Source organism: Acinetobacter legionensis (genome assembly GCF_057165765.1).
Genome location: NZ_CM169896.1, coordinates 2333851 through 2351453, shown reverse-complemented (window position 1 = coordinate 2351453; position 17603 = coordinate 2333851). Strand labels below are relative to the sequence as shown.

Genomic DNA, 17603 nt, shown 5'->3' with positions numbered 1-17603 from the left:
CATGTCAAATCAATTGCCCGTCATCAATTTAATGGGACCAACCGCAAGCGGTAAAACTGCTTTGGCATGTGAACTGTATGATCATGGGAATTATGAGCTTATTTCTGTAGATTCTGCCTTGGTCTATAAAGATATGGATATTGGTACTGCAAAGCCAACCAAAGCGGAGCAGGAGTGTTATCCGCATCATTTGATTGATATTATTACGCCTCTTGAGGTTTATTCTGCTGCTGAATTTGTCGAGGATGCTTGTCGACTGATTGATGGTATCCATGCAAGCGGTAAAACACCTATTTTAGTTGGCGGTACAATGCTATATTTTAAAGCGTTGCTTGAGGGGCTCTCTACAAATTTACCGAGTGCTGATTATGCGATTCGTGCTGCGATTGAGTTAAAAGGTGAAACGGAAGGCTGGCAATCGGTGTATGATGAATTAAAATCTGTTGATGTGTTGGCAGGTGAAAAATTTAAAGTCAGTGATAAGCAACGAATCATTCGTGCTTTAGAAGTGTATAAAATTACTGGTCGTCCTATTACTCAACTACAGGCAGAACAACCGAAGAATCAACCTTACCGTTATCATTTTCATAATTATGCTTTATTGCCTGATCGTCTTGAGCTGCACAAGCGAATTGAGTTACGCTTGGAAAAAATGTGGGAAATCGGATTTTTAAATGAGGTTGAAAATCTTATGAAAAAATACGATCTTGAAGAAAATTTACCTTCTTCACGCTCAGTTGGATATAGACAAGCGATAGATTTTTTAAAAAACAGTGATTTGAGTCAAGAAAGTGAGCGCCAAATGAAGGATAAAGCACTTTTTGCAACACGACAATTAGCAAAACGTCAATACACTTGGTTACGATCTTTGCAAGAAACACACTCTTTTCAAACTTTTTTTACGATAAACCAAGCACAAGAAGACTTGCGAAACTTATACGGATAAAGCAAAATTTAACAACTACCTTTTTTATAAATTTTAATTGAAAAATAAAGGTAGTTTTTGCGCTGATTTTAATTTTTTTTGGAGTATAAAATGTCTAAAGGTCAAACTTTACAAGATCCGTTCTTAAATTCTCTCCGTAAAGAACGTATTCCTGTTTCTATTTTTCTTGTAAACGGTATTAAATTACAAGGTCATATTGAATCTTTTGACCAGTATGTTGTTTTGTTGAAAAACACAGTAAGCCAAATGGTTTATAAGCATGCTATTTCAACTGTTGTACCTGCACGTAATCCACGTCCTGCTGGTGCTCCTGCTGGTGCTCAAGGCGCTGCTGGTGGCTTTGGTGGTCAAGCTGGTGGCTTCGGCGGTCAAGCTGGTGGCTTTGGTGGTCAAGGTGGCTTCGGTGGTCAACAAGGCGGCTTTGGTGGTCAACAAGGCGGTTTCGGTGGTCAAGGTGGTTTCGGTAGCCAAGGTGGCTTCGGTGGTCAAGGTGGCTTCGGTGGTCAAGGTGGCTTCGGTGGTCAAGGTGGCTTCGGCGGTCAAGGTACTGACTTTGGCGGCGAAACAAAATTTGAAGATTCACAAGAAGATGAAAACAATCGTTAATTTCTTGATTTAACAAGAACGATTGTAAAAGAGACGCCAAATTGGCGTCTCTTTTTTATTGGCTTCTCTTAATATGAGACTATGTTGAAATTTATCTATGTTTGCACCTACACCGTTTTTAGATGATACGAAATTTAGTCATTCTGAATGATGTAAACGTCATTTCGCTGAGTATAGACGTAATGGTAAAAACGTTGGTCCTTGCGCTGCAAACAAAGCCACGCATTGTTCTTGCTTGGGGTTGTGTTTAAAATTTTCTTGGGTTTACGTTATGAAACCTGAAGATAGCCTCGCTATTCTCTTTGCTTCATGCTTCATGCTTCATGCTTCATGCTTCATGCTTCATGCTTCATGCTTCATGCTTCATCAGCTCAATTTTAACCTACAATGCAAGCCATTTATGAAATAATAAGATAAACCAAGATTTTTAAATTAAAAAGCCAGTGTAGAACACTGGCTTTTTAATTTAAAGACTAAGCGCAGGCTTAACTTTCACTTTTCTTTGGATCTAAGCTGGGATCTTTGATTTCAATGTAAGTATTTGCACGTAACTCTCGTAGCCAGCCGTCATATTCTGATTCGAATTGACGTTCGCCTAAAATTTGGCGTGCCATACGCTTTTGGTATTCTGAAGTCATATCTTGTTGACGTGTACCTGTGACTTGAAGAATATGCCAGCCAAATTGAGTTTGAAATGGTTTGCTAATTTCATTGACTGGCGAGCTCTGCATGAGTTTATCAAATTCAGGAACCATCATGCCAGGGCTTACCCAGCCAAGACTTCCGCCATCACGAGCAGAACCTGGATCATTTGAATAAGTTGAAGCAAGCGTAGCAAAATCATCACCCGCTTTTAAGCGATTATAAATACTGTCAATGGTTTGCTTTGCATTTTCAGGGCTAACAACTTCTGATGTTTTAATCAGAATATGACGAGTATTAAACTGTGAAACCAATGCTTTTTGTTCATTCGATTTTTTTTCTAATAATTTTAAAACATGAACCCCATCTTTTGCTGGAATTAAGTCAGTGGTTTGACCTGGTTCAAGGGTAGTCACACGTGCAGCAAGATCTGTTGGAATGTCTGAAAGCGGACGAAAGCCCATATCAGCGCCATCGACTTTGATTTGTGCTGTAGTAAATTTCTTTTCTAAGCTTTTTACGTCATTGCTATCTTTTAAGTCAGTACGGACTGCTTTTGCAATACTTTCTAACTCGCTTGCTGGCGCTTCTCCTGAAATACGCATATGTAGTACATGAACTTGACTACCAACAGCAGCTTGACCTTCAGGTGATTTTAAGAAGTTTTCAACATCAAGGTCAGTGATCTTGATACGAGACATTACTTGTTGTTGACTCAATCGTTGAATGAGTAAATCTTCCGCAACACGGTTACGCAGTAATTCATAAGTACCAGGCGCAACAGCATCTAATTTTTTTTGAAAAGCTTCTAAAGAATTTGCACCAGATTGTTGGGCAACTTTCAATACGGCTTCATTTAAGCTTTTTTCATCTGCTTTTAAGCCATACTTCTTCACTTGTTCAAGCTGTGCATCATGGGTGATGAGCTGACTCAGTACTTGCTGTTGCAGAATGTTTTGTGGTGGGATTTCTTTCTTTTGTGCCTGAAGTCGATGTGTCGCTTCAGCAACACCTTGGTCTAAATCACTTTTTAAAATTGCTGTAGAACCAACAATTGCTATGATTTGGTCCTGCGGAGCAGCATAAACTGATACCGCGGTGGAGATGAGTAAAGCTAAGGTTGATGCTTTAAATAATTTTTTAAATTTTTGCGTCTTCATTAATGTGTCCAAGATTGATTAGCTTTATCAAAACCTAAAATACGATTTTCAAGTAATGAACTTAACTTGTTGTTCAAACCACCAAGTCCTTTTAGTGTGATCTCAGCCATCACTGCGCGTTTTGGCTTTGTATCAGGAAGAGAAACATCATCTAGATCATTAAAATACGAGCGACCATAGACGGAAATTCCCCAACAACAAGATTCATAATTCACACCCAATAAATATTCGCGTGCGACATGGTTGTCAAGGTCATATTGAACATGTCCCATAATACGCCAGTTGTCTTTTACAGGCTGTATAAATGATGCAACTGCTTGATCATATGCACGTTGACGGTCAGGGAGGTTATTACGATAAAAATAACCAACATTATAAAGGTTTCCGCGTTGCCCTGTATAATACAATTGGAAGTCATGTTGAGCGCTATCACCATTTGACATCCATGCTGAATTGGTACTCAGTGTGAAGTTTTGTGAAAGTTGGCTAGAAAGGCTCAGCACAGGACCAGTATGTTTTTCTCTGTCTAAATCATCTGTATTGTTGAGTAAGGTAACTTTTCGATCATCAAAATAATAACTTTGACCGATACTTGCTCTTAAACGCTCTAAGCCCACTGTATCAAACAAGCTATAGCTTAAACCAAGCGATAAAAAGTTATTGTCTTCTAAGCGGTCGTGTCCATAGAAACGGTACGGGCTAAACAATTGATCATAGCTAATAGAAGCTGTTGTTGAATCAAAGTTTGGATAACCTGTTTGATTTTTATATGGTGCATAGGCGTAGAAAGCGCGAGGTGTAATGGTCTGGAGGAATTTTCCGTCCTTTTCGAAAGTTAAACCTGTATCCAAGGTAAATTGAGGAACAACAACAGATTTATTTTTGCTATCTTGGCTTTGGTTATTTAAGTTAAGTTGATCTACAGTAGTTTGATCATAAAAGGTATTTAAACTACGTACAGAAACTTCTGGAATTACAAAAGACCATGGATTACGGAAATTATAACGTGTTGCAAATTGGTTATATAAACGTGTACCACTTGGCTGGTTATTATAATCGGCATCATTGATGTCTTTTTGGAAATAAGCAGTGTCGTTATTAAACTCGTATTCCAAACCTTGTGGATTTCCAGCTACATAATTGAGCAAAAACTGCGGTAGGCGGGCATATGGCTTATCAACATCTTTGATGGTTTTATCGAGTGTTTGGAAGTCTTCAACTTTAAGCTGAGCTTTTAACCCTGGAATACCGTGATTGTAATTGAGTTCCCAAGCACGGCGTTGGTTAAGTTCTGTTCGTGTGTTTGGATTGTTATCTAGATCCGAGAAAAAATCTTTATCAGAAACATAATTGTATTCTAAATTGGTTGACCATTGTTTGGTGATATCCCACTTGTGTAGGAAATGTAGGTCTTTACGATCTTCATCATTATAATCACGGTCAGAAGGTAAATAACTTCCCCAAACGCTACCAGCACCAAAGTTCTCAGTTAAATAACGAAACTCACCTTGAGCCATAAGACCACGATCAGTTATCAGCCGTGGTGTAATGGTGGCATCATAGTTGGGCGCCAAATTTAAATAAACGGGAACTGCGAGTTCAAAGCCACCATCATTAGTAAAACCGAAACTAGGATTTAAAATCCCTGTAGTACGGCGGTCATCGATTGGGAAGTTGAAATATGGAACTGCGAGTACAGGCACATCCTTAACATAGAGTTTGGTGCCACGCGTTACACCACGCCCCGTATCTTGATCCAATTCAATTTTATTGGCCTGAATTTTCCAAGTGGGTTTTTCATCGGGTGGGCAGGTGGTGTAGGTGGCATTTTCAAGAACGATATTGGTTGGTGAAGTTCTTTCTATTTTTTCTGCATGACCATGTGCGTGGGTCAATTCTGCAATATAGAAACTATTATTTAACTGACCAGTTTCATCTTTCAGATTGTAATCGATTTGATCACTTTGCGCGATGATACCGCCTTGTGCCATTTGTACATTGCCTTTCGCTTTGGCGAAAGTTTGTGTTTTATCAATGGTCACTTCATCAGCACGGATCATACGTCCAGATTGGTCAATGACCACATCACCAGACAGGAAAGAGTCACCATTGGGATTGTAATAACCATTGTCTGCGGTAATCACAGATGATGCTTCTTCTGGGTTTGTCGATTTAGCTTGGGTGCTAAAAGGAGTAACCCAAACACCTTCACAATAACGCGTGCTTGGATTTTTTAAATCACGTACCTGTGCTTCAGGCGAGTTTTTGTCCACATAATATTGTTCAAAGAAATTTTGCCCTGCAAAGCTTTCTTTGATGGCTGCATTCAGTTGCTTATTATTAACTTCAGAAACAGTGTCTGTCGATTCAGCATAGCTGGATACTGAACTTCCACAAAGAAGTGTCAAAATAGCAGTCGCTAAAGGATTAAATTTAAACTGATGCTTCATTTGTCTCATTAACCAAATATGCTAATCGCAATTAATTATTGTCGCATCATAGAGAAAAAGTCGATAAGTAGCTACACTTAGCACTTCAAAAATTCAGCCTGAATTAGATTAAATTGCAAATGAATACACAACGTGAACAATTGATACAAACATGGTTAACATCTGTACTCAGTTCAGATCAATTTGAAATCAATTTTTTAGCAGGCGATGCGAGTTTCCGTCGTTATGCACGAATTACCTTGAATAATAAAACATTTATGCTTATGGATGCACCTCCTGAGAAGGAAGATTGTCGTCCTTTTGTTGCGATTGATGAGTTCTTTGACAGAAATGGGGTGCGTGTACCTCATATTGTTGCCAAGGATTTAGATCAAGGTTTATTGTTGCTTGAAGATTTTGGCGATATCTTGCTATCTACACAATTGAATGATCAAACGGTAGATGCACATTATGCACAAAGTTTTAAACAGTTGGTGCAGTTGCAATCTATTTTTGCTGATTCATCACACTTGCCCGCATATGCCTATGAAAAGCTGATCTCAGAAATGGAATTGTTAACAGATTGGTTGTTACCATCATTAGCAATCCAAGTAACAGATGATGAGCTTGGATTAATTAAACGAACTTTTGCTATTCTTGCCAATGCTGCTTTGGCACAACCTCAAGTAATCGTACATCGTGATTTCCATAGTCGTAATCTGATGATTCTTGAAGCTGAGAAAGATCAAGGTGTGATTGATTTTCAAGACGCAGTGATTGGTGCTGACACTTATGACTTGATTTCGATTACCCGTGATGCCTACGTACAGTGGAGTCCTGAGCGTGTGTATGAGTGGTTTAAAGTATTTTATGACTTATTGCCAGAATCTGCGAAGCAAGATCGTGATTTTGATCAATTCAAACAAGATGCTGACTTCATGGCAATTCAGCGCCATATCAAAATTTTAGGTATTTTTGTTCGTTTGTTTGAGCGTGACGGTAAATCTGGTTATCTCAAGGACTTGCCTCGTGTCATGTGGTATTTATTGGAAGAGTCAAAATCTTACCCAGAATTACAACCGTTCATGAGTTTTATCCGTGCACGGGTTTTGCCAAAATTTGAAGAAAAATATGGCGCATATGAGGTGGTTGCAGCATGAAAGCGATGATTTTAGCAGCTGGTCTAGGCAATAGAATGCGACCTTTGACCCTCTATAAGCCAAAGCCTTTATTGGAAGTGGGCGGCAAAGCACTAATTGTATGGCATATTGAAAAATTGAAAAAAATGGGTGTAACTGAAATCGTGATTAACTCTGCATGGTTGGCAGATATTCTGATCGGTGCGTTAGGTGATGGCTCACAATTTGGTGTGACTATACGCTGGACACGTGAAGATGAGGGCTTGGAAACCGCAGGTGGGATTATCAATGCCTTAGCACTTCTCGGTGATCAGCCTTTTATTCTGGTCAATGGCGATGTATGGACCACTTTTGATTTTACATCATTATTGAATATGGATCTTGCTGATGATCTTGCGCATTTGGTTTTTGTCAATAATCCTGAACAACATCCACAAGGTGATTTTACCTTGGCAAATGGTCGTGCTTATACCTTTGATCAAAATCAGCAAGGAGAAAATTTAACTTACAGTGGTATCGCTGTGATCAATCCAAAAATGTTTGATGGGCTGGAGCATGGTAAAAGACCACTTGCACCTTTGCTTAAACAAGGCATGCTAGACGGTAAAATTTCGGCAGAGAAAATGCAAGCGGCGTGGGTTGATGTTGGTACACCTGAGCGTTTAACAGCCTTAGATTTGCAAATAAGACAGGGTGAGTATACTTAAGTGCGAATAAATAGGCCTAAGTGCGTATTAACTCATCGTTAACTACTGTTCCACGGGCGAGAAATAGGTATACTTTCAGCTAATTTTTTAAAGATGTTATTTGATCATGCATCCATTTTTTCAAGAGTTAAAGCAAGGCAGTCTAAAGCTTGGCTTAAAACTTAGTGATGAAGCATTAGGATTATTGTTGCAATATCAAGATGCACTCGTCCTGTGGAACAAAGCTTATAACTTAACAGCGATTCGCGATCCAAAAGAAATGTTGGTTAAGCATTTATTGGATAGCTTAAGTATTTTAAATGATTTACCCGCTGGTCGTTTACTCGATATTGGTACTGGCGGGGGCATGCCAGGGATGATCATTGCACTGTGTCAACCTGAACGCCAATGTGTTTTGTTGGATTCAAATGGTAAGAAAATTCGTTTTCTGAAACAATTTATTGCAGATTTAAAACTAAAAAATGTTGTCGCAGTTCAGACTCGTGTAGAAAACGAAGATAGTATCCATGATCTAGGGCAATTTGATGTGATCACCAGTCGTGCATTTGCTTCATTGACAGATTTTGTGACAGCTTCAAAACCTTATATGCATGAAGGCAGTATCATTGCGTCAATGAAAGGTTTGATTCCCATTGAAGAGGTTGATGCTTTAAAAGATAAGTGGAGTTGTGACATTATTGAATTGCATGTACCTCGGTTGGACGAACAACGTCATTTACTTTTATTAAAACATATTTAAAACAGACTAAGGGTTGGGGTTACCATGGCTCAAATTATTGCTATCGCAAACCAGAAAGGTGGCGTAGGTAAAACCACGACAGCCGTGAATTTGGCTGCCTCTTTGGCAGTGTTGAAAAAGCGTGTTTTATTGGTGGATATGGACTCTCAGGGTAATGCTACAATGGGGTCGGGTATTCAAAAAAATGATTTGTTGTATTCTGTCACCGATGTACTTCTGGGTGAAGTACCGATTGAAACTGCAATTAGTAAAGCCGAAGTTGGTTATAAAGTGCTTGGTTCAAATCGTGATTTGGCAGGTGTTGAGTTAGCAATTGCAGAGCAAGATGGACGTGAGTTTATTTTGCGTAACGCTTTACAGCAAATTGAAAAAGACTTTGATTATATTATTGTTGATTGTGCGCCAAGTTTGAGTTTAATTACGGTCAATGCTTTAGCAGCAGTGGATGCAGTGATTATTCCAATGCAATGTGAGTACTATGCATTAGAAGGATTGGCAGATTTGACGCAGACTATTGATAAAATTCAACAAGCTTTAAACCCTGAGTTGGAAATTATTGGGGTACTTCGCACGATGTATGATGCGCGTAATGCTCTCACCCGTGATGTTTCTGCCGAATTAGAACAGTATTTTGGTAAGAAACTTTATGATACAGTGATTCCGCGTAATGTGAGGTTGGCCGAAGCGCCAGCACATGGATTGCCGATTATTTATTTTGAGAAAAGCTCTAAAGGTGCAATTGCATATTTAAATTTAGCAGCTGAAATGTTGAAAAAGAGTAAAGTGAAAAAAGGAAATAAAGCATGACCGTGAAAAAAAGAGGGTTGGCAAAGGGTCGTGGCTTAGATGCGTTATTAGGTTCAATCCAAAAAGAAAAATTACAACTTGAAGTTCAAGCATTGGATCATGGCCAATTAAAACAGATGGATGTAACCCAATTAAAACGTGGCGCTTATCAACCCCGTCGTTTTATTGGTGAGCAAGATTTGCAAGAACTTGCAGCATCAATTAAAAAACATGGTGTAATGCAGCCGATTGTAATTCGTCCTATTGAAAATGACGAAACTCCATATGAAATTATAGCTGGTGAACGTCGTTGGCGTGCGGCACAATTGGCGGGTTTGACAGAAATTCCTGCAATTGTACGTGATTTGACCGATCAAGTTGCGATTGCCCTGGCATTGATTGAGAATATTCAACGCCAAGATTTAAACCCTGTTGATCAAGCACTAGCATTACAACGCTTTCATGAAGAATTCGGTTTGAGTCATCAAGAAATTGCAGATACTGTAGGTAAAGCACGGACTACCGTGAGTAATTTATTGCGTTTATTAAGCCTAGAAGATGAAATCAAAGATTTAATGCAACAAGGTTTATTAGACATGGGGCACGCTCGTGCGATATTGACCCTAAAAGCTAAAGATCAATTGCAAATTGCAAAAATTGTGATTGATAAGAGTTTGTCTGTACGTCAAACCGAACAGTTGGTGCGTGATTGGAATACGCCAAAGCAGGAAAAATCTAAAGATCCACTTGCGCCTGATGTACAGCAACTGACCCAAAAATTGTCAGAACGTTTTAGTGCAAGTGTAAAATTAGACTATAACAAACAGGGTAAAGGCAAGCTGGTCATCAGTTATAACTCGCTTGATGAGTTAGATGGAATTTTAAATATCTGTTTACCAGAACAATAATGTTTAAGCGATTTAATTAATTTGGGGAACTAAAGATGTGGGAACTTGTTAAAGCCGGCGGTTGGTTAATGCTGCCATTGGTTTTATGTTCAATTTTTACTGTTGCGATTTCAATCGAGAGATTTATACGGCTGAAACGATCTTTAGTTTTACCTAAGTCGCTTATAATGCAAAAAGGTCGCAATGTTGACGATGTTTTAGATGAAATGGAACAAGATCAAACTGTTTGCCAAACAGCATTAGGCTATATTTTTAAAGATGGAATAGATGCTTATACTCAAGGTGAAGCGTTTGCGCGTGCTCAAATGGAAGCTACAGCTTCCCGCGAAATTGGATATCTAGAAAAAAATATAAATTTTTTAGGTACATTGAGCGCTGTTGCACCTTTATTGGGTTTGTTGGGTACAGTGATAGGGATTATCGAGTCCTTTCTGGTCATTGATTTGGGTTCCAATGCCAATCCAACCATGATGATTCCAGGGATATCTAAAGCATTAATTACCACAGCTGCTGGTATGGTTATCGCCATTCCTGCACTATTTGCTTATCGTTATTATCAGCGTTTAGTTCAGGAATATGTGGCTGAACTAGAGCAGCAGTCGACTTTATTTCATGCAGCCTTATTTTTTCAGACGTACCTTGAAAGTGAAAAAAAGAAAGCTGGTTAAATCCGTTTTAGGGGTGTTTCATGAAATTTAGACGCAAAACAGTTGAAGATATTCATATCAATCTTACTCCACTGATTGATTGCTTATTATTTATATTGGTGATTTTGTTACTGACCACCACATTTAATCAGCAAAGTCGAATCAATCTTTCTTTGCCTGATGCACATGGTGTTCCGCCAAAAGAATACAAAAATAAAATTGAAGTCATGGTAGACTCCGCAGGACATTATGCAGTAAATGGGCAGGCGCTTTCGAGTAAAGAGTCTGCTGATTTAAGTACTGCAATTAAGCAAGCAGCAAATGATAATCGTGATCTGATGTTTGTGATTGCTGCAGATGCTAAAGCAACCCATCAAGATGTTATTCGAGTGATGGATGTTGCAGGACAGCTAGGTTTCGTTAACATCAATATCAGTACCAAAGTTCCATCTCGAGGTTATTAATTAGTGAATCAGGATTTTAAGGTCTATGTCCGTCTTTTGGCGTATTTAAAGCCGTATTGGGGGGCAGCCTTACTCGTTATTGTTGGATTTGGCATAAATGCAGCAACTGAAGTCTCCGTAGCGAAGTTACTTAAATATATAATTGATGCAATTCAGGGTGGCAATCGTGGTGATCTTGATTGGTTTCCTGCACTGATTATCCTGTTGATCTTTTTCCGTGGCTTAGGGTTGTTTATGGGAGGCTACTTTACCGCAGTCATCTCAAGAAGTTTGGTATTTAGTATTCGTCAAGAGGTTTATGCCAAACTTTTAAAACTACCAGCACAGTATTATTTGGATAATTCATCAGGTCATATCACTGCAAAAATTATGTATAACGTAGAGCAGTTAACCGCAGCGTCATCTGAATCATTAAAAATATTACTTCGTGATGGTGCAATTGCTTTAGGTTTATTGGGTTATCTGCTTTACACCAATTGGCGTTTGACCTTATGTATTTTTATTTTTATGCCAATTATTGGCTTGTTGGTGCGTAAAGCTTCAAAACGTATGCGTAAACTCTCCATTCAAGTGCAAAACACTATGGGGGATGTGAATCATATTGTTCAAGAAACAATAAGCGGTAATGCTGTTGTAAAGAGCTTTGCTGGCGAAGAAAGTGAACAAAAACGTTTTTATAAGTCTTCAGAAGAAAACTTAAAACGTGGTTTGAAAATGGTCGTCGTACAAAACTTAAATAGTCCATTGGTACAATTGGTCATGGCCTTTGCTCTGAGTATCATTATTTGGCTGGCATTACGTCCACAAATTCTAGGTGATACTTCTGCAGGAGAGTTTGTTGCTTATATTACAGCAGCTGGGTTGCTGGCTAAACCTATTAAAAACCTCACTGATATTAATGAAAAATTACAACGTGGTATTGCGGCAGCATATTCTGTATTTGAGGTTCTAGACTTACCACAAGAAGAGAATACGGGAAATTTAACACCTAAATTATTGGGTGATATCAAGTTTGATCATGTGTCTTTGATATATAAAAATAAAGTGAAAGCAATTGATGATTTTTCATTAGAGATCCAGGCTGGACAAACGATTGCTCTAGTTGGGCGTTCAGGTGCGGGTAAGTCTTCATTGGTGAATATGTTGGTGCGCTTTCAGGAGATTAGTGCAGGGCAAATTTATTTAGACCAGTTGCCTATAAAAGACATTGAACTGAGTTGTTTACGTACTCAAGTTGCGATGGTTAACCAGCAAGTCGTTTTATTTGATCGAACGGTGCGTGAAAATATTGCATATGGTCAGTTAGAAAAAGCATCTGAAGAAGCCATTATTGCAGCAGCTAAAGCAGCTTATGCACATGACTTTATTATGGAATTACCTAAAGGTTATGACACGCCTTTAGGTGCGCAAGGCTTAAGTCTTTCTGGTGGTCAACGTCAACGTATTGCCATTGCGCGTGCAATCCTTAAAAATGCACCGATTCTGATTCTTGATGAAGCCACTAGTGCTTTGGACAATGAGTCTGAACACTTTATTCAAAAAGCTTTTGATGAAGCGATGCTTGATCAAAACAGAACTACGATTGTGATCGCTCACCGTCTATCCACGATTGAGAAAGCGGATAAGATTGTGGTTATGGATAAAGGGCGTATCATAGAGCAAGGTACTCATACTGAGTTATTGGCGAAGCATGGCGCTTACTATCAATTGTATGAACGTAACTTTGAGGAATAACCCAACATGTCTATTGCGCAAATCATTCAAGATGCTTGGAATAAACAGTCCAAGTGGTTGATTGCATTGCGGCCATTATCATGGTTATATCAGTTCGGTTTTACGGTAAATAAGCAGCTGTATCAAACAGGTATAAAAAAAACCTATAAAGCACCTGTCCCAGTAATGATTATTGGAAATATTACTGTGGGTGGGAGTGGCAAGACACCACTGTTGATTCAGTTGGTGAAGCATTTGAAACATAACCATGTGCGTGTTGGCGTGATTAGTCGTGGTTATGGTGGTCAAGGACCTTTTCCAGCACTGGTTACATTAGATTCTGTGCCTGATCAAGTAGGCGATGAACCTTGTTTAATTGTTCAGTCTACAGAAGTTCCCATGGTGGTGGGTGCGAATCGCCAAAAAAATATTGAATTACTCCTTCAATATTATGAACTTGATTTAATCATTAGTGATGATGGTTTACAGCATTGGGCTTTAGAGCGCCAAATCGAATGGATTGTGCTGGATAATAATCGTGGGCTGGGAAATCAGAAGCTACTTCCTGAAGGTTATTTACGCGAGCCTGTGAGTCGTTTAAAACACGGTACCGTGATTGAGCATGCCCATCAGCCACATTCATCTCTGAATATGCATTTAGAGGTGACTGAACCTTATCTATTAAATCCAAGTTTTGACCAATCTGAGCAGTTTGATCCTACACTCGATTATTATGCAGTCGTTGGAATTGGTTTTCCTCGACGCTTTTATAACACTTTGGAAAGTATAGGTGTAACTCAATTTCAATGTCATGAGTTTCCAGACCATTATGATTATGAAATTGATGATTTACAGTTTGAGGATAATAATCCGATTATCACCACTGAAAAAGATGCGGTAAAGCTTTTACCCTTATTGAAAAATCATTCTACATTTAGTCGTGAGATTTGGGTGGTTCCAGTTGGAGCGGTCTTGTCTGATGAATGTTATCTATTACTCAACCAACAACTTACTCAACTTGGTATTGATCTAATACAAGGTTAATTTGATGAAACATATTGTTATTCCTGCGCGTTTTGCGAGTTCACGCCTTCCAGGTAAACCTCTTTTAGAAATTCATGGGCGAGCCATGATTTTACGTGTGGTCGACCAAGCAAAAAAAGTACAGGGTTTTGATGATCTTTGTGTAGCGACAGATGATCCACGTATTGCAGCGCTTTGTCGATCAGAAGGTGTGGATGTTGTGATGACAGATCCGAATCATCCTTCGGGCACAGACCGTTTAAGTGAAGTTGCTCGAATCAAAGGTTGGGATGCTGAGGATATTATTGTGAATGTTCAGGGTGATGAGCCGTTGTTGCCTGCACAATTGGTGATTCAAGTTGCTGAGCTATTGGCGCAGAAAGCTGATTGTTCAATGTCGACCTTATGTGAGCCTATACATCAGCTTGATGAGTTTCAGCGTGACAGCATTGTAAAAGTAGTGATGTCAAAGTTTAAAGAAGCGCTTTATTTCAGTCGTGCGCAAATTCCTTATGATCGAGAGGGTGCTAAACAGGCTGAGCAAAAGCTACATCAACATGCTTATCGTCATTTGGGCTTATATGCTTATCGTGTCAAGCTTTTACAGGAATATGTCAGTTGGGATATGGGTGTTTTGGAGCAATTGGAAAGCTTAGAGCAATTACGTGTTTTAGAAAATGGACATCGTATTGCGATTGATATCGCACAAGTAAATTTACCACCAGGTGTCGATACTCAAGAAGATTTAGATCGCTTAAACATTTTAGATGCAGCGGTTTTTGAATAGTTTGAATTTGCGTCACTTGTTTTTACCTCACTTGTATTTAGGTTTTTGATTCATGGATGCTTCTAATTCTCAGGTTTATCCTTGGCAGCAACAGACATGGGAAACCTTAACAGGTCGCTTTCCAAAATTAGGGCATGGTTTATTGTTCTATGGTAAAAACGGTTGTGGTAAACATGCATTTACCCAACATTTTTTGTCATGGGTTTTGTGTTTAAATAAAACACCTCAAGGTGCTTGTGGCGAGTGTACAAGTTGTCAGTGGCTCAAATCAGATACCCACCCTAACTATGTTAATATCACGACCGATGAAGAGAATAAGAAGCAAAACGCGAAAATTAAGATCGAGAAGATCCGTGATCTACTACCATTTGTGCAGCAAACAGTAGATGGTTGGCGTGTTATTGTGATTGAACCTGCAGAAGCTTTAAATATTGCTTCTGCAAATGCATTATTAAAAACGCTAGAAGAGCCAGGTGACCGGGTACAGATTATTTTACTTGCGGAACATTATCTAAAGCTCCCAGCAACAATTCGTAGTCGATTACAGCATTTTGCTATGGATCGTATTAGCCCCACGCTTTCAGAACAATATTTGCAACAGCATTTACCAACTGAAATGCATTCTAAAATTAACTTGTTGATGAATTTATCTAATAATATGCCACTGCAAGCATTGGCGCTTGCTGAGCTAGATTGGTTAAACCGACGTGGGGAGTTTTTACAGGATTGGCAAAAACTGGTCAGTCAGAAAAGTATGCCTTTACAGTTTGCTTCAAAATGGAATAAAGAACTGAGCTTTTATGATTTTTTACAAATGTTTGAATACTTGTTGTCAGATATAATTTGTGTCAAGCTGAATCAAGTTGTAAAGAATTCAGATTTGGAATTAGATGAGCTTGCAGCGCAGTATCAATTGCAAACTTTATTCTCAATTTATCAAGACTTACAACAATCGAAGCTAAAAGTTGATCAAAATGTACAAACAAATCTAATTATTGATCAATTGTCGATTCAGTTAATGAATGTGACATAAAATTTGAATATTCAGGGGGAATAATCATGCAACCACGTATGGGCGGTTTGATTCAAGTTAACATCAATGATCGTGCAACCTTACAAGCCAGTTATATGCCTTATATTTTAGGTGGTGGTTTATTTGTACCGTCAAAGAATCCTGTAAAAATGGGAGATGAAGTGTTTGTATTGGCAGGTTTGCCGGATCAATCGCAGAAAATTCCTTTAACAGGGAAAGTGATTTGGATTTCGCAAAAGCAAAATGGAATTAAGCCACAAGGTTTTGCGATTCAACTCACTGGTGAAAAAGGCATCTATTACAAAATGGAAGCTGAAAAATTACTCGCAGGCAGTATGTCTTTAGACCGTCCTAGCTTTACAATGTAAGCCAATTTTCAATTTTTAGGAATTTCTGTGTTTGTTGATACGCATTGCCATTTAACCATGTTAAATCTTGAACCTTATGCTGGGGATCTCGATGCCGCATTACAACAAGCAAGAGATGCTGGTGTGTCCAAATTTATGGGGATTTCTGTAGATTTGGATGACCATATCGCACTTGCAGAAATTGCCGCAAGACATTCAGATGTAGGCTATAGTGTCGGTGTGCATCCATGTGAAGATCCTGCTGTGATGCAACGAGCAAGTGTTGAAAAACTGGTTGATCTGGCGCAAGCTGAAAAAGTTTGGGCCTTGGGTGAAACAGGCTTGGATTATTTTCATAGCACAGAATTTATTACTGAACAAAAAGCCTGTTTTGCACGACATATTCACGCATCGCAACAGGTTAAAAAACCTGTAGTTGTCCATACCCGTTCAGCAAAACATGAAACTATAGATATTATTCGAGCTGAAAAATCAACACATGGTATTTTGCATTGTTTTACAGAGGATTGGGAGACTGCAAAGGCCGTTTTAGATTGTGGCTATTATATTTCCTTCTCTGGAATTGTTTCATTTAAAAACGCACAAGATCTAAGAGATGTAGCAAAGCAAGTGCCTTTAGATCGCTTGTTGATTGAAACGGATAGTCCTTATTTGGCACCTATGCCTTATCGAGGAAAGCCTAATGAACCAAAATATGTTCCTTATGTAGCCAAAGCGCTGAGTGATGTATATGATAAAACGCTTGAAGAGATCGCTTTCATTACGACACAAAATTTTGAAAACCTGCTTCGACAAAAGTGATTGAAAAGTACTGATTTTTAAAAAGCAATCAATAGAAGTGCCTCAATTTATTAACGGATAGAATTAACAAGAGAGTTTATCGGGTGAAGATGGATCGACAGGCTCAGTTTAGAGCAAGAGAAGCATTGATTTTTCAGGTTGCTGAACAACTGCTTTTAGAAAATGGTGAAGCGGGGATGACATTGGATGCCCTTGCTGCAGAACTAGATCTAGCCAAGGGAACACTTTATAAGCATTTTCAGAGTAAGGATGAGTTGTATATATTGCTCATCATTCGTAATGAACGTATGTTACTTGAAATGGTTCGTGATACTGAAAAAGCATTTCCTGAGCATTTGGCTTTTTTTATGTTGCACCATTTACACCATCCTGAACGTGCAGTGTTATTCCATCAGATCGAAGAGCGATTATCCACCACTGGGCAAGGCATCCATCATTTATTTAGTGAACTTTATCAAGTGCGTAAACAACGTTTACGTATCATTATTCGAATGACTGAAAGTTATCTAGAGTCAATTCAAAGTTTGATGTCTGTACGTGATTATTTGGCTTCAATTTGGTCAATTACTCATGGTGGAGCCGCGATACTGAATTCAAGCTTCTATCAGCGTTATTTAGGTTGTCGAGATACCTTGCGTGTCGCATTGATTGATCAGGCATTGGCTGTGCCAAAACATCCACAAGCCTCAGAACAGGTTGCTTAGC

At 38.9% G+C, this 17603-nt stretch carries 18 protein-coding genes; 16 read left to right on the top strand and 2 right to left on the bottom strand.

Going from position 1 to position 17603, the window contains the following annotated elements:
- Position 1 precedes the first annotated feature (1 nt).
- Together miaA and hfq are read left to right on the top strand one after the other, a co-directional pair.
- Complete coding sequence (miaA, locus tag AC2G3J_RS10855) at positions 2 to 946, top strand: tRNA (adenosine(37)-N6)-dimethylallyltransferase MiaA (protein ID WP_336951446.1); 945 nt, start codon at positions 2 to 4, stop codon at positions 944 to 946.
- A gap of 90 nt (positions 947 to 1036) precedes the next feature.
- A complete protein-coding gene (gene hfq / locus AC2G3J_RS10850) occupies positions 1037 to 1552 on the top strand; it encodes an RNA chaperone Hfq (protein ID WP_004720864.1) in 516 nt (171 codons plus the stop codon).
- A 485-nt stretch (positions 1553 to 2037) separates the two neighbouring features.
- Here the strand turns inward: hfq and AC2G3J_RS10845 are convergent, their stop codons facing one another.
- Both AC2G3J_RS10845 and AC2G3J_RS10840 read right to left on the bottom strand, forming a co-directional pair.
- Complete coding sequence (locus AC2G3J_RS10845; protein WP_419359224.1) at positions 2038 to 3354, bottom strand: peptidylprolyl isomerase; 1317 nt, start codon at positions 3352 to 3354, stop codon at positions 2038 to 2040.
- Positions 3354 to 5804 carry an LPS-assembly protein LptD gene (locus tag AC2G3J_RS10840; RefSeq protein WP_096734006.1) on the bottom strand — a complete coding sequence of 817 codons (2451 nt, stop codon included), beginning with the start codon at positions 5802 to 5804 and terminating at the stop codon, positions 3354 to 3356. Before AC2G3J_RS10840 ends, AC2G3J_RS10845 begins: the two co-directional genes overlap by 1 nt.
- Positions 5805 to 5923: 119 nt before the next feature.
- Here AC2G3J_RS10840 and AC2G3J_RS10835 point away from each other — a divergent pair, with 119 nt between their 5' ends.
- The 14 genes from AC2G3J_RS10835 (at position 5924) to AC2G3J_RS10770 (ending at position 17602) form a co-directional block, all read left to right on the top strand.
- Entirely contained in the window at positions 5924 to 6943 is a 1020-nt protein-coding gene (locus AC2G3J_RS10835) for an aminoglycoside phosphotransferase family protein (RefSeq protein WP_483769962.1), read from the top strand.
- Complete coding sequence (gene murU, locus AC2G3J_RS10830) at positions 6940 to 7629, top strand: N-acetylmuramate alpha-1-phosphate uridylyltransferase MurU (protein WP_336951443.1); 690 nt, start codon at positions 6940 to 6942, stop codon at positions 7627 to 7629. Before AC2G3J_RS10835 ends, murU begins: the two co-directional genes overlap by 4 nt.
- 106 nt (positions 7630 to 7735) lie before the next feature.
- Positions 7736 to 8368: a 16S rRNA (guanine(527)-N(7))-methyltransferase RsmG gene (rsmG, locus tag AC2G3J_RS10825; RefSeq protein WP_483769961.1), complete on the top strand. Its 633-nt coding sequence runs from the start codon at positions 7736 to 7738 to the stop codon at positions 8366 to 8368.
- Positions 8369 to 8392: 24 nt separating this feature from the next.
- Entirely contained in the window at positions 8393 to 9175 is a 783-nt protein-coding gene (locus AC2G3J_RS10820; RefSeq protein WP_004720853.1) for a ParA family protein, read from the top strand.
- Complete coding sequence (locus tag AC2G3J_RS10815; RefSeq protein ID WP_004720851.1) at positions 9172 to 10062, top strand: ParB/RepB/Spo0J family partition protein; 891 nt, start codon at positions 9172 to 9174, stop codon at positions 10060 to 10062. Before AC2G3J_RS10820 ends, AC2G3J_RS10815 begins: the two co-directional genes overlap by 4 nt.
- Before the next feature lie 35 nt (positions 10063 to 10097).
- Positions 10098 to 10730: a MotA/TolQ/ExbB proton channel family protein gene (locus AC2G3J_RS10810; RefSeq protein ID WP_483769960.1), complete on the top strand. Its 633-nt coding sequence runs from the start codon at positions 10098 to 10100 to the stop codon at positions 10728 to 10730.
- Positions 10731 to 10750: 20 nt separating this feature from the next.
- Positions 10751 to 11173, top strand: a complete 423-nt coding sequence (locus tag AC2G3J_RS10805; protein ID WP_336951440.1) for an ExbD/TolR family protein — start codon at positions 10751 to 10753, stop codon at positions 11171 to 11173.
- A 3-nt stretch (positions 11174 to 11176) separates the two neighbouring features.
- Positions 11177 to 12907 (top strand): lipid A export permease/ATP-binding protein MsbA, encoded by a 1731-nt coding sequence (gene msbA / locus AC2G3J_RS10800; protein WP_336951439.1) that lies wholly within the window; start codon positions 11177 to 11179, stop codon positions 12905 to 12907.
- Positions 12908 to 12913: 6 nt separating this feature from the next.
- Positions 12914 to 13930, top strand: coding sequence for a tetraacyldisaccharide 4'-kinase (gene lpxK, locus AC2G3J_RS10795; protein WP_419359222.1), 1017 nt, complete (start codon positions 12914 to 12916; stop codon positions 13928 to 13930).
- Between the two features lie 4 nt (positions 13931 to 13934).
- Positions 13935 to 14696, top strand: a complete 762-nt coding sequence (kdsB, locus tag AC2G3J_RS10790; protein WP_336951436.1) for a 3-deoxy-manno-octulosonate cytidylyltransferase — start codon at positions 13935 to 13937, stop codon at positions 14694 to 14696.
- A 52-nt stretch (positions 14697 to 14748) separates the two neighbouring features.
- On the top strand, positions 14749 to 15729 hold the full coding sequence (locus AC2G3J_RS10785; RefSeq protein ID WP_336951435.1) for a DNA polymerase III delta subunit-related protein: 981 nt from the start codon (positions 14749 to 14751) through the stop codon (positions 15727 to 15729).
- A 26-nt stretch (positions 15730 to 15755) separates the two neighbouring features.
- Positions 15756 to 16097 carry a PilZ domain-containing protein gene (locus AC2G3J_RS10780; protein WP_336951434.1) on the top strand — a complete coding sequence of 114 codons (342 nt, stop codon included), beginning with the start codon at positions 15756 to 15758 and terminating at the stop codon, positions 16095 to 16097.
- A 27-nt stretch (positions 16098 to 16124) separates the two neighbouring features.
- Positions 16125 to 16898, top strand: coding sequence for a TatD family hydrolase (locus tag AC2G3J_RS10775; RefSeq protein WP_336951432.1), 774 nt, complete (start codon positions 16125 to 16127; stop codon positions 16896 to 16898).
- Between the two features lie 89 nt (positions 16899 to 16987).
- Positions 16988 to 17602 carry a TetR/AcrR family transcriptional regulator gene (locus AC2G3J_RS10770; RefSeq protein WP_004821232.1) on the top strand — a complete coding sequence of 205 codons (615 nt, stop codon included), beginning with the start codon at positions 16988 to 16990 and terminating at the stop codon, positions 17600 to 17602.
- Position 17603: the final 1 nt, after the last annotated feature.

Bases quoted from the DNA above. Each gene is read 5' to 3' on its own strand.
- miaA (WP_336951446.1), top strand. From the start codon at position 2: ATGTCAAATCAATTGCCCGTCATCAATTTAATGGGACCAACCGCAAGC.
- hfq (WP_004720864.1), top strand. From the start codon at position 1,037: ATGTCTAAAGGTCAAACTTTACAAGATCCGTTCTTAAATTCTCTCCGT.
- AC2G3J_RS10845 (WP_419359224.1), bottom strand. From the start codon at position 3,354: ATGAAGACGCAAAAATTTAAAAAATTATTTAAAGCATCAACCTTAGCT.
- AC2G3J_RS10840 (WP_096734006.1), bottom strand. From the start codon at position 5,804: ATGAAGCATCAGTTTAAATTTAATCCTTTAGCGACTGCTATTTTGACA.
- AC2G3J_RS10835 (WP_483769962.1), top strand. From the start codon at position 5,924: ATGAATACACAACGTGAACAATTGATACAAACATGGTTAACATCTGTA.
- murU (WP_336951443.1), top strand. From the start codon at position 6,940: ATGAAAGCGATGATTTTAGCAGCTGGTCTAGGCAATAGAATGCGACCT.
- rsmG (WP_483769961.1), top strand. From the start codon at position 7,736: ATGCATCCATTTTTTCAAGAGTTAAAGCAAGGCAGTCTAAAGCTTGGC.
- AC2G3J_RS10820 (WP_004720853.1), top strand. From the start codon at position 8,393: ATGGCTCAAATTATTGCTATCGCAAACCAGAAAGGTGGCGTAGGTAAA.
- AC2G3J_RS10815 (WP_004720851.1), top strand. From the start codon at position 9,172: ATGACCGTGAAAAAAAGAGGGTTGGCAAAGGGTCGTGGCTTAGATGCG.
- AC2G3J_RS10810 (WP_483769960.1), top strand. From the start codon at position 10,098: ATGTGGGAACTTGTTAAAGCCGGCGGTTGGTTAATGCTGCCATTGGTT.
- AC2G3J_RS10805 (WP_336951440.1), top strand. From the start codon at position 10,751: ATGAAATTTAGACGCAAAACAGTTGAAGATATTCATATCAATCTTACT.
- lpxK (WP_419359222.1), top strand. From the start codon at position 12,914: ATGTCTATTGCGCAAATCATTCAAGATGCTTGGAATAAACAGTCCAAG.
- kdsB (WP_336951436.1), top strand. From the start codon at position 13,935: ATGAAACATATTGTTATTCCTGCGCGTTTTGCGAGTTCACGCCTTCCA.
- AC2G3J_RS10785 (WP_336951435.1), top strand. From the start codon at position 14,749: ATGGATGCTTCTAATTCTCAGGTTTATCCTTGGCAGCAACAGACATGG.
- AC2G3J_RS10780 (WP_336951434.1), top strand. From the start codon at position 15,756: ATGCAACCACGTATGGGCGGTTTGATTCAAGTTAACATCAATGATCGT.
- AC2G3J_RS10770 (WP_004821232.1), top strand. From the start codon at position 16,988: ATGGATCGACAGGCTCAGTTTAGAGCAAGAGAAGCATTGATTTTTCAG.